Origin of the sequence: Robinsoniella peoriensis (assembly GCF_000797495.1) — a bacterium.
GTDB classification, from domain to species: domain Bacteria; phylum Bacillota; class Clostridia; order Lachnospirales; family Lachnospiraceae; genus Robinsoniella; species Robinsoniella peoriensis.
The window spans coordinates 1-11,805 of the sequence record NZ_JTGN01000022.1 but is presented as its reverse complement, the minus strand read 5'-3'; the positions used below and the strand labels follow the sequence as shown (position 1 = coordinate 11,805).

9 protein-coding genes, 1 tRNA gene and 1 rRNA gene are annotated in these 11,805 nt (G+C 38.7%); 9 read left to right on the top strand and 2 right to left on the bottom strand.

Going from position 1 to position 11,805, the window contains the following annotated elements; translation table 11 throughout:
- Window positions 1-26: 26 nt before the first annotated feature.
- Genes QR40_RS27725 through QR40_RS27715 form a run of 3 tightly spaced genes read left to right on the top strand, consistent with a single transcriptional unit; the run spans window position 27 to window position 3,474 of the window.
- Window positions 27-965, top strand: coding sequence for an ABC transporter permease (locus tag QR40_RS27725; protein ID WP_377143172.1), 939 nt, complete (start codon window positions 27-29; stop codon window positions 963-965).
- Window positions 966-976: 11 nt separating this feature from the next.
- Window positions 977-1,870 (top strand): carbohydrate ABC transporter permease, encoded by an 894-nt coding sequence (locus tag QR40_RS27720; RefSeq protein ID WP_242858596.1) that lies wholly within the window; start codon window positions 977-979, stop codon window positions 1,868-1,870.
- A gap of 29 nt (window positions 1,871-1,899) precedes the next feature.
- Window positions 1,900-3,474, top strand: a complete 1,575-nt coding sequence (locus QR40_RS27715) for an ABC transporter substrate-binding protein (RefSeq protein WP_044297712.1) — start codon at window positions 1,900-1,902, stop codon at window positions 3,472-3,474.
- 15 nt (window positions 3,475-3,489) lie between these two features.
- On the opposite strand, the gene QR40_RS27710 is transcribed toward QR40_RS27715, so the two are convergent.
- Window positions 3,490-4,374, bottom strand: coding sequence for an AraC family transcriptional regulator (locus QR40_RS27710; protein WP_044297711.1), 885 nt, complete (start codon window positions 4,372-4,374; stop codon window positions 3,490-3,492).
- A 179-nt stretch (window positions 4,375-4,553) separates the two neighbouring features.
- On the opposite strand from QR40_RS27710, the gene QR40_RS27705 reads away from it, so the two are divergent.
- Window positions 4,554-6,059 (top strand): L-fucose/L-arabinose isomerase family protein, encoded by a 1,506-nt coding sequence (locus QR40_RS27705; protein ID WP_044297710.1) that lies wholly within the window; start codon window positions 4,554-4,556, stop codon window positions 6,057-6,059.
- 66 nt (window positions 6,060-6,125) lie between these two features.
- Here QR40_RS27705 and QR40_RS27700 read toward each other — a convergent pair whose 3' ends face one another.
- On the bottom strand, window positions 6,126-8,378 hold the full coding sequence (locus QR40_RS27700; protein WP_027295454.1) for a bifunctional diguanylate cyclase/phosphodiesterase: 2,253 nt from the start codon (window positions 8,376-8,378) through the stop codon (window positions 6,126-6,128).
- 366 nt (window positions 8,379-8,744) lie between these two features.
- Here QR40_RS27700 and QR40_RS27695 point away from each other — a divergent pair, with 366 nt between their 5' ends.
- The 5 genes from QR40_RS27695 to QR40_RS27675 form a co-directional block, all read left to right on the top strand.
- Complete coding sequence (locus QR40_RS27695) at window positions 8,745-9,590, top strand: fumarate hydratase (protein WP_027295455.1); 846 nt, start codon at window positions 8,745-8,747, stop codon at window positions 9,588-9,590.
- 149 nt (window positions 9,591-9,739) lie between these two features.
- The gene (locus QR40_RS27690) at window positions 9,740-10,294 is read left to right on the top strand and encodes a Fe-S-containing hydro-lyase (RefSeq protein ID WP_027295456.1); all 555 of its coding nucleotides are present in this window, start codon (window positions 9,740-9,742) and stop codon (window positions 10,292-10,294) included.
- Window positions 10,295-10,301: 7 nt separating this feature from the next.
- Window positions 10,302-11,012: a lysophospholipid acyltransferase family protein gene (locus tag QR40_RS27685; protein WP_027295457.1), complete on the top strand. Its 711-nt coding sequence runs from the start codon at window positions 10,302-10,304 to the stop codon at window positions 11,010-11,012.
- 106 nt (window positions 11,013-11,118) lie between these two features.
- Window positions 11,119-11,206 (top strand) — tRNA-Ser (locus tag QR40_RS27680).
- A gap of 399 nt (window positions 11,207-11,605) precedes the next feature.
- A 16S ribosomal RNA gene (locus QR40_RS27675) occupies window positions 11,606-11,805 on the top strand; the annotation flags it as partial.

Sequence of the window (11,805 nt, the reverse complement as noted above, 5' to 3'; positions counted from 1 at the left end):
AACTTCAATAATAAGAAAGAGAGAGGGTGTATGTATTGAAAGTCCATAAAAGGAGAGGAATTCTCTATGATGTGAAAAAGAACCGTACATTATTGCTGATGCTTCTGCCGGCAGCGCTGTTGACATTTGTGTTTGCCTACCTTCCAATGGGAGGTCTGATCCTGGCATTTAAACAGTTTCGGTATGATCTGGGGATATTCGGAAGTGATACAGTCGGACTAAGTAATTTTAAATTCTTTTTTCAATCCGGAGATGCATGGAATGTTACCAGGAATACCGTATTGTATAATCTGGCATTTATCATGATCAATACCGTACTGGAGGTTGGATTTGCTATTGTTTTAAGTGAGATTGTGAATAAGTTTGTAAAGAAGACACTTCAGTCAATTATTTTTCTGCCCTATTTTATATCCTGGGTTATCGTCAGTTCCATTGCCTATAGTTTATTTAATTTTGAAAATGGTACTTTAAATGGAATTCTTTCTGCTATTGGTATCCAGCCCGTTAATATTTATGCTGAACCATCCTGGTGGAAATATATTATCGTAGCTTTTTCGGCCTGGAAAGGAGTCGGTTATGGAATGGTGGTATACCTGGCTTCAATAGCGGGAGTGGATACCTCTTTGCATGAGGCGGCACAGATAGATGGAGCAAACATATTTCACAGAATTCGCTACATTACCATACCAAGCATAACACCAACTATAATTACTATGACGCTGCTGGCAGTAGGAAAGATATTCAAAGGCAGCCTGGATCTGTTTTACCAGCTAATTGGAAACAACGGAGCGCTTTTTGACGCTACAGATGTAATTGATACTTATGTATTCCGTTCCCTGATTCAATCCGGGGATATAGGGAAAACAGCAGCAGTTGGTCTTTATCAGTCTGTCTTATGCTTTGTCACGATTATCATAGTGAATAAAATCGTGAAAAGAGCAGAAGCAGATTATGCACTGTTTTAAGGGGGGATACGATGATTGTCTGGAAAAACATGTCCGTTCAGGAAAAAATATTTAGAGCTGTAGGATACTTACTCATAACATTATTTGCAGCATTGTGCCTGATTCCTTTTTTAATTATTATTGCATCTTCGTTTTCAAGTGAACAGTATATTATTCAAAATGGTTACAGTCTGATACCCGGAGAACTGACGCTGCAAAGCTACGCAGCAATATTTAAGAATCCGGTAAAAATTTTAAGAGCATACGGAGTCACTACCATCGTGACCGTAACAGGTACAGCATTGGGAATTTTCATCAATACAATGACCGGATATGTGCTGCAGAGAAAAGACTTCCAGTGGAGAAATAAAATATCATTTTACTTTTTCTTTACCACGTTGTTCAGCGGCGGCATTGTTCCGTGGTACATATTATGTGTGAAATATCTTCACTTGAATGATACCTTATTTGCACTTTTTCTCCCGTCGCTCGTATCCGTCTGGAATATTCTGCTGGTAAAAGGATTTATGGCGGGGGTTCCCTACGAAATTACCGAATCTGGTAAAATAGACGGAGCCGGTGACTTCACCATTTTTGTGAGGCTGATACTGCCTCTTTCGAAACCGGTAGTTGCTACAATTGGTCTGTTTACGGCTCTGACATACTGGAATGACTGGTATAACAGTATGCTTTTCATAAACAATGAAAAAATGTACAGCTTGCAGTACCTATTGTATAAGCTGGTAGGAAGTGCTCAGGAAATGCGGAGAATTATGGATGAGACAGGGATGAATATGGAGACGGTTCCGATAGAATCAATGAAAATGGCACTTACGGTAGTTGTAACCGGACCAATAGTACTGCTTTATCCATTTGTGCAGAAATATTTTGTAAAAGGTCTAACGGTAGGAGCAGTAAAGGGGTAGGTGCAATATATGATATGGAGGATAAGAATATGAATGGATTGAAAAAAGGATTTGCTTTGTTAGTGTCAATTTGTCTGGGAGCAGCAATACTTGGCGGCTGTGGGGAAGCAACCGGGAGTGAAGCTAAGGTACAGGAAACGGAAAGTGCACAGAGTGTAAAAGAGTATAATGGACAGGATGTATCGCAGCCCGCAGATCTGGTTATGTATGTAATTGGAGATGAAGCGGCGGGAGAGAAAGCCGTACTGGAAGAATTAAATAAGAAATTAAAAGAGAAGATTAATGCAACCCTTACAGTAAATCACATGTCTTTAAGTGACTATGCCCAGAAGTACTCTCTTTTAATTTCATCAGGAGAAAAGTTTGATTTAATCTATACCTCTACCTGGGCAATGTATGCAGAGGAAGCGACAAAAGGGGCATTTGCGGAAGTCAGTACAGATGTTTTAGAGAAATATATGCCCTTAACAAAAGAGCAAGAGCCAAAGGAGGCATTTGAACAGGCATCGATCGGCGGAAAAACATACTTTGTACCCGCCAATAACCCAACTATTCTGACAAATGCAGTTGTAATCCGAGGTGATTTAAGAGAAAAATATAATCTGGAAAGATTAAAGACACTGGATGACCTGGAAGAGTATTATGATAAAGTAATTGAAAATGAAAAGGGAATCTTTCCATATGCCGCATCCCAGAACAATTATGAAATGCGTATAGCAATGCTGAACAACAATTATAATATGGTTGGATTAAATGGGGTAGATCAGTTTTTTTACTATAAAGTAAATGAAAAGACAAATGCAAAAGATATTTTCTGGCTCTATGACACACCGGAATATAAAGAGTGGATAAAAAAGATGAAAAGCTGGTCAGACAAAGGTTTTTGGTCAAAGAATGCAGTGGCAAATAACACCAATCCAAGAGATGCCTTTACAAATGGAACCAGTGCGTCACTCGTTTGGAACCTTGGAACCTGCGGGGCTGTGGCAAACCAGATTGAAAAGGAACATCCTCAATGGAAACCCGAAATATATGACTTAATACCTGACAGCAAAAAAATATTGGGAGCATACACCGGTGACGGAGCAGCCGTTCTTGCGTCATCTGAAAATCAGGAACGTGCGTTTATGCTCATAGACCTTTTGAAATTTGACGAAGAATGCAACAACCTTGTTCGGCTTGGGGTAAAAGATATTCATTGGATTGATCCCACAGAAGAGATAGGCGAAGAAGGATTTTGGAGAGCAGGTGAAAAGCAGGAAGAATATCCTTTTGGATCAGCATTCTCCTGGGCATTTAAAAATAACAAGTTTGAAAAGAGCCGTGAGGATAAATTTCCGGATGAGGTTGATCTGACTAAAAAGTGGACCGCAGCACAGGAAAATACTCTATTAGCAGGTTTTATCCTGGATGATAACAATATTAAGAATGAACTTGCTAATCTCAATAACGTAAAAACAAAGTATGTTCCTCTGCTGGATTTGGGACTTGTGGAAGATGCAGAAGAAACGCTTGCAGAATTTAACCAGCAGGCTGAAGCGGCAGGAATCAATAAAGTGAAAGAAGAATTATTAAAACAGGTAGATGCTTACCTGACTAAATAGAGAATAAAGTCTTCTTTAAATCTGCCATTCCTTGCGATATGCCAAGGGTGTTGTATTTTCCCTGTTTTTAAACAGATTAATAAAATGACTCACATGATTCATGCCTACTTTATAAGCAATTTCATTGACGGAATCATTAGAATACTTTAACAGTTCCTTTGCGTAAGAAAGTCTGTTTGCAATGATGTATTCATTTACCGTAGTTCCGGTATATTTTTTAAACTCTTTCGAGAGATGAAATTTACTGACTCCGTGGCGGGATGCCAACTCATCCAGTGACAGAGGGGACTTAAAGTTCTGATCTATATCTTTCAATACATTTTTTATGTAGGAAGGCATGAATATAGTCTGGGCATCAAAAGTAATTGTCTGTACAAGGAGTTCCGTCAGGATATTAGTGATCAGGTTAGAAGTTAGGACTTCGGTAGAGGCATTTCGCTTCTGGTTTAATGCCAGAATTCTGCGAAGGGTGCTTTCCATAAAAAATGTGTCCTGAACCTGAACGGTTTTAAAACCATTTTTAACAAATTCCTCGTAATATCCAAGGGCGCTGCTTCCATTAAAGTGAATCCATAAGAATTCCCAGTCGCTGTTCCCGGCAGTTTCATAGTAATGATGCTCTGTACAGTTAATATAAAAGCATTGACCCGCAGTAAGATAATAATTGCATCCCTGATATTTTAAATATCCCTGGCCGGATATGGTATAAACGATCAAAAAAGAATTCAGATTTTTACGTTCTGTAAAATAAGAATCGCTGGTCTTAAAATATCCGGCTTCCTGGATGTAAAAATAAATGGATTTTGCCACATTACTGGCTGTAATAATTAAGCGGACAGAGTCCTCAGACCAGCTGTATGATGCACGCTCTTCATAGTTCTGATCATTTTTTATCTTCATATTGATAGCCTCCCAATCCGGTGAAATCCGGTAAAATCCTGCTTAGTATGATTGGCAAGATTCTGTTATTTTTGCACAATAAACTTGATTGATAATTCCATGATAAATGATTACAATGGATTTGTAAAGTGATAACAGGACAACAACATAATATAATAATAAAATCAGGAGGAAATAAAATGGCAAAGTTAAAAGAAACCAGAAAAGCGCGTATCGGTGTTTATACAATGGGGTTGAAACATTATTGGGGACAGTTTCCCGGACTTCGCGAAAGAATGATAGAATATGGGCAGTTTATCTCAGATAGAATTACGGCAATGGGAAATGCACAGGTTTTCTTTTATGGATTGGTAGACTGTGAGCAGGAAGGCCATAAAGCAGGAGAGTATTTTAATGCAAATAATGTAGACCTGATCTTTGCCCATGCGGGAACTTATGTGACCAGCGGATCCATACTGCCGGTACATCAGGACTGCAAGGCACATACTGTAATTTTAAATCTTCAGCCTACGGCTAAAATTAATTATGCACAGACAACGACGGGTGAATGGCTTGCTCACTGCGGAGCATGTCCAGTTCCGGAGATTTCCAATGCATTTAACCGGGCGGGAATTAAATACCGTGTGATAAATGGACTGCTGGGACTGGACTATACACCTGAGATTTCATTGACCGATGAAAATACCGCCAACCGTCCGGAAGCCATTCAGGCATGGAAGAAGATCGAAGAGTGGGTACTGGCTGCCAGTGTAAAAAGCGGACTCTCCGGAGCAAGATTTGGCTTTCTTGGAAATACATACAGCGGTATGCTGGATATGTACAGTGATTTTACCATGTTTCAGGGGCAGACAGGAGCACATCTGGAAGTACTGGAAATGTGTGATTTAAATCGTGCCATGGAGACTGTAACACCGGACGAAGTAGCCCAAAAACGCGAAGAGATAGCAGAGTTTTTTAGAATAAGTGAAGATTCGGCAGCAGACCCGCTGGCTAAAAAGCCTACAGAAGAACAATTAGAGTGGTCCGCTAAAGTGGCAGTGGCACAGGAAAAATTAGTAAAAGAATACGATTTGGATGCCCTTACTTATTATTATCATGGCGCACCGGGCGGAGAGTATGAAAAACTTCAGGGAGGCTTTATCGTAGGACATTCTCTGCTGACGGCTAAGGGGATACCATGTGCCGGAGAAGGAGATCTTAAGACCTGTCTTGCAATGAAAATCTGTGACATTGTTAATAAAGGAGGATCCTTCTGCGAAATCGTTGTAACGGATTATGAAGAAGGAACCATCCTTTTGGGACATGACGGACCATTTCATCTGGAAATCGCAAATGGAAAACCAATCCTTCGCGGCATGGGCCTGTATCATGGAAAACAGGGGACCGGGGTATCCGTTGAAGCAAAAGTAAAAACCGGACCAATTACCACTCTGGGATGCAGCCAGACTATAGACGGAAGATTAAAATTCATCATAACTGAGGCTGAATCCACAGATGGAACAATTATGACCATAGGAAATACCCAGACTCCGGTTAAATTCAAAAAAGATCCGGACAGTTATATGGATGAGTGGTTTGCAGAAGCTCCAACCCACCATTTTGCAATGAGTGTAGGACATAATGCATCCCTGTATGAAAAAATAGCAGATATTCTGGATGTAAATTATGTAACCTTAGATAAATAGTAAAAAAACTGCAATGCAAAAAAGAAACAGCAACTCAAAGCGCTGTTTCTTTTTTTATTTTAAAATTTATAATTGAAATCCATCAGTCTTATCTTTTAAAAGCTGTTCAAATTGTGGCAACGGCATAGGTTTTGCAAAAACATAACCCTGTACAATGTCACAGCCCACTTCTCTTAAGAAATTAACCTGTTCTTTCATTTCCACGCCTTCGGATACTGTCCTCATTTTCAACTGTTTCGCCATAGTAATAATATTGCGTATTACAATTTGCTCTCGTTCTGTGTTTGCCCCTTTTCGGAAGAAGATCATGTCAAGCTTTAATACCTGAATAGGAAGCTCTTTTAACACATTCAGAGAGGAGTATCCTGATCCAAAGTCATCTAATGAACAGACAAATCCATTTTCCTGTAAAGCCTCAACAAAAGTTTTAAACAGTTCATTATTATTTAGAACGACACTTTCTGTAAATTCTAATTCAAGCATACCGTCCGGAAGGTGATATTTATTTTTCGTATTAATATAGAAATCAAGAAAATCATCCTGGAATAGTCCCAGGCGGGAGACATTTGTCGCCAGCTTTATCTTAGGATTACCTGCATCCAGATATCCTCTTGCCCATTTACAGATACCCTCAAACATATAGCGGTCCAGGTGAATAATAAAACCATTTTTTTCAAATAAAGGAATAAATTTACCGGGCACAACCAAAGATCCCTGACCACTGACCCAGCGGACCAGCACCTCGCCTCCGGCAATTCGGTTCCCATGCTGTATATCTACTTTGGGCTGAACAAAAATCTTAAATTCTTCATTTTCCAGTGCCTGATGCATTCGGGATTCCATTTCAGTTTCCATGAGAATCTGTTTGCGAATGTCCTGAGAATAAAAAGCATAATTGTCACTGCCGGATTGTTTCATCGCTTTTTGCGCCATATTTGCCCGGTTAATCATATCATTGAAAGTGATGTCATCTTTAAAATCATTCACACAGTAGATACCAATGCTTAAATCCAGGTGATATTCCTGATTTTCTGAAGTTATATAGTGATTCATCTGCTCATTCAGAGTCTGAAACCATTCTACAAGTTCGGATTTGTCATTGTAGTATTTAAGTCCGGTAAAATTATCTGCATTTACCCGGCAGAAAAATTCATTTTTCAGAGTATGTCGGGATATCAGGTTTGCAAAATACTTTAACACTTCGTCACCTGCGTCATACCCAAACAAATCATTAAAATATTTAAATCTTTTAATATCACAATACCAGAAAGCATAGTTAGAATTCTGCCTATGATCATGTGGAGAACCGATATCCAGCAGAAATTTAACAAAACTGGAATAACCTGTAATCGGATCGGAATAGGCAAGCTGTTCCAGATGTTCTTTGTTTTTCCTGGTCATCTGATTCATACGGTAAGCAAAAACCATAGATATAATAAAAGCAGAACTTACGATAAGAATAACACCCAGAGTATAATTGTAATTGCCATTTATGATAGATTCCGGTACGATACTTATAATATACCAATCATTGACGTCAACGGGTATATAGACAGCCCAGTATTTATTTCCTTTGTAGTTATAGCGAACTGTATTTTCAGATCCTGCAGCAAAATCCGACAGAATATTGGCATATGCTTCTTTCGAGAAATCTCCCAAATCCGCCAATTTATATATGTTGTCCACATTGTAGTGATGTGCCGACCTGATAATATATTGACCATTGCTTTTCAGAATATTTGAAAATCCACCGCCCTGGATCAGGGTTGCATCCACGATGTTGCGGAGAATATCAGTGCTGTTAACCGCACATAAAACACCAATCACTTTTTCAGACTGATAAACAGGAACACCGTAATAATTAATATACCCGATTGAATATGGATCTTCGATGGCCTCAGAAATAGAGTTATGCCCGGCCAGAGCTTCCTGAAAAAAAGAATCATTGGAAAAGTCCACATGCTCATATGTATTCCCATTAATGTCTATGAGATCCCCAATACCTTCGGTGTTAATAAAACCCATGCGGATAAAAGTATTAGCATTATTAATCGTTGTTAAAATGGGTGTAAGCTGATCTGTCTCAGTGATGTTCAGATCACCAAGACAGATAGATATACCCGATAAAGTTTCCCAGTCACCATTTATCTGTTTTAAGATCATTGTCTTCTCCTGAGCCGCCAGGTCATACAAATTGTTCAAATCGTTCTTTTCATTCTGACGCATCATAAAATATACGAAGATGCAGCCCAAAATTAAAAAAAGAAAACAGATAATTAGCATTATAATATAAGATAAACTGCGTTTCTTATCGTTCATAAAGTTCTCCCAAGCAGTTGTAAAAGTATTGTCTGTAATCTAGTCCTCTAGTTAAAATCATATCATAGGATTACTCAAATAACAAGTTGGAGTATAGGAAAACCTTTTAAAATATGTTTGAAAAATATATTACATCCAGCTTCCATATAAAGCAGAAATTACATCTTCAATAGGGGACTGCCCTATTACCACATTCCTGATTTCGGAATGTTCATAGGCAAAGCCGGAATTGGGTCGGATATACCAGAATCGAAACGTACTATTTGCATTTTTTCCTGGGTTTTTTCTGAAAATCCATTTTTATATTGAAGTTGAGATTTGAATACTATATTATAGAAGATAAGAATAAATCTAGGAGGTTATACCATGATTCGTACAATTCATGTGGACAAGTTAACGGAAAATATAAAAGAGATGTGCATAGAGGCAAATCATTATTTATCCAAAGATATGGATAAGGTAATGAAAAAGGCTGTAGATATAGAAGAATCTGATCTGGGCAGGCAGATTTTATGCCAGCTGCAGGAGAACCTGGAAATAGCAGGAAAAGATATGATACCCATCTGCCAGGATACAGGTATGGCAGTTATATTTCTGGAAGTAGGGCAGGAAGTACATTTTGAAGGCGGAAGTGTGGAAGATGCTGTTAATGAAGGCGTACGTCAGGGATATGTAGATGGGTTTTTAAGAAAATCAGTAGTAAATGATCCCATCATACGGGAAAATACCAAAGACAACACACCTGCAATCATTCATTATGAAATAGTTCCCGGCGATAAAGTAAGGATTACTGTAGCGCCAAAGGGGTTTGGAAGTGAAAATATGAGCCGTGTATTTATGCTGAAGCCGGCTGATGGTATAGAAGGCGTAAAGAATGCAGTATTAACTGCAGTAAAAGATGCAGGTCCTAACGCATGTCCGCCAATGGTCGTAGGTGTTGGCATCGGAGGTACATTCGAAAAATGTGCGGTTATGGCTAAGAAAGCACTAACCAGGGAAGCGGGTTCCCATTCAGAAGTAGAATATGTAAAAGAACTGGAAATTGAGTTATTGGATAAAATAAATGGTCTTGGAATCGGACCAGGCGGTCTGGGAGGAAGAGTAACTGCTCTTGCCGTAAATATTAATACATATCCTACCCACATTGCTGGACTTCCCGTTGGCGTAAATATTTGCTGCCATGTTAACCGGCATAGTGTAAGGGAAATATAAAATAGATATAATATAAGAAACAGTGCGGCACTGGAGGGAAAGGTTGAAAGAAAATTATGATGCAGAAAGGATGCCACGATGTGATTCTTTCAACCTGTTTGATTGTGGCAGTATTACAGGCTTGCCTGTAATACTTAATGGGAATAAGTATGGATAAATATATAAATGCACCAATAAGTGAGGAAGATGCAAAAGGACTGCAGGCCGGCGATTATGTTTATATAACGGGGAAAATATACACAGCAAGAGATGCTGCCCACAAAAGAATGCAGGAAGCTTTAGATAAAAATGAGACACTTCCTATAGATGTAAAGAATAATATCATCTATTATATGGGACCATCTCCGGCAAGGGAAGGACGTCCAATAGGATCGGCGGGTCCCACAACTGCCAGCAGGATGGATAAGTATGCGCCGAAACTGCTGGATCTGGGTCTGCGTGGTATGATAGGCAAAGGGAAAAGGACACCGGAAGTTCTGGCTGCAATTAAAAGAAATAATGCCGTTTACTTTGCCGCAGTAGGGGGAGCCGGTGCATTGTTATCTCAAAGAATTAAAAAATCAACGATAATTGCATATGATGATCTTGGCACAGAAGCAATAAGAGAATTGGAAGTAGAGAATTTTCCGGTTATCGTAGTTGCAGACTGCAAAGGTAACAATCTCTATGAGAGCGCAATAAAACAATATAAGAAAGAGAGCTGATAAATTAGTGGAAAGAATAATTTTGATGGTTTTACGAAATATATTGTTTGTACCTTATTGGGCATGCCAGCTGATTTCATATGCAAAAGAGAATGATAAGCATACGGAGGAGGAAAGGTTTGCATTATTAAGAAAGATAACGATCAATGCAAACAAAGGAGGAAGAGTTACCATTCAGACAACCGGAGAAGAGAATCTGCCGGAAAAAAATGGCTTCGTACTATTTCCAAACCATCAGGGTTTATTCGATGTACTGGCATTAGTGGAAAGCAGTAGCCATCCGCTGTCAGTTGTCATGAAAAAAGAAGTAGCAAATGTACCCTTCCTGAAGCAGGTGTTTGCAATTATGCGTGCAAAAGCAATTGACAGAGAAGACATCAAGCAGTCTATGCGGGTAATTATGGATGTTACCAGGGAAGTAATGGAGGGTAGAAATTACGTTATATTTGCAGAAGGAACAAGAACAAAGCATCCTAATGATCTGCTGGATTTCAAGGGCGGCAGTTTTAAATCTGCAATAAAAGCAAAATGCCCCATTGTTCCTGTAGCGCTAATAGACTCTTATAAATCCTTTGATACTCATTCTATAAAAAGGATCACCGTACAGGTTCACTATTTAAGCCCAATATATTATGAAGATTACAAAGAGCTAAAGTCCACCGAAATAGCCACTTTAGTAAAAAATAGAATAGAAAAAACGATTAAAGATAATGAATAAAACTTTTTTAAAAAAAGTGATTGACAAATAGAAGTCCCTTTAGTATAATAACTTGTGCGTCACCACAATAGGTGACAAGCAGTATTATATAGGAAATAATGATTCAGGAGAAATACTCAAGTGGCTGAAGAGGCGCCCCTGCTAAGGGTGTAGGTCGTTTGCGCGGCGCGAGGGTTCAAATCCCTCTTTCTCCGCTAATTTATTTCTAACACTGTTTAAAATCTTAAAAGATGGAAACAGTAATATGGTACAAAAACATTTGTAAAAAAATGTAAAAAAGTGCTTGACAATATGTAAGCTAAGTGATAAACTATAAAAGCTGTCAAAACAGCAAAGAAAACATCACAAAAAACTTTTTAAAAAAGTTGTTGACAAACACTTGGCAGTGTGATAAGATATAGAAGTTGCGCTAAAGAGTACAACAGCAAAGAAAAGCAAACAGAACCTTGATAATTGAACAGTGAAACAACCTTGAAAGATTCTATTAAAAGAGATTTCAAAATTAAGAACCGTATCAGAAATGATACAACCTTAAAACAGTAATAAAGGGATAAAATTAGCTAGTAGTTGATTTTTGAACTAAGATCAAAACTTTATTTGAGAGTTTGATCCTGGCTCAGGATGAACGCTGGCGGCGTGCTTAACACATGCAAGTCGAGCGAAGCATAAAAACAGATTTCTTCGGAATGAAATTTTTATGACTGAGCGGCGGACGGGTGAGTAACGCGTGGGTGACCTGCCTCATACAGGGGGATAACAGACAGAAATGTCTGCTAATACCGCATAAGCGCAC

Bases quoted from the DNA above. Each gene is read 5' to 3' on its own strand.
- QR40_RS27690 (WP_027295456.1), top strand. From the start codon at position 9,740: ATGGATAAATATATAAATGCACCAATAAGTGAGGAAGATGCAAAAGGA.
- QR40_RS27720 (WP_242858596.1), top strand. From the start codon at position 977: ATGATTGTCTGGAAAAACATGTCCGTTCAGGAAAAAATATTTAGAGCT.
- QR40_RS27705 (WP_044297710.1), top strand. From the start codon at position 4,554: ATGGCAAAGTTAAAAGAAACCAGAAAAGCGCGTATCGGTGTTTATACA.
- QR40_RS27695 (WP_027295455.1), top strand. From the start codon at position 8,745: ATGATTCGTACAATTCATGTGGACAAGTTAACGGAAAATATAAAAGAG.
- QR40_RS27715 (WP_044297712.1), top strand. From the start codon at position 1,900: ATGAATGGATTGAAAAAAGGATTTGCTTTGTTAGTGTCAATTTGTCTG.
- QR40_RS27710 (WP_044297711.1), bottom strand. From the start codon at position 4,374: ATGAAGATAAAAAATGATCAGAACTATGAAGAGCGTGCATCATACAGC.
- QR40_RS27700 (WP_027295454.1), bottom strand. From the start codon at position 8,378: ATGAACGATAAGAAACGCAGTTTATCTTATATTATAATGCTAATTATC.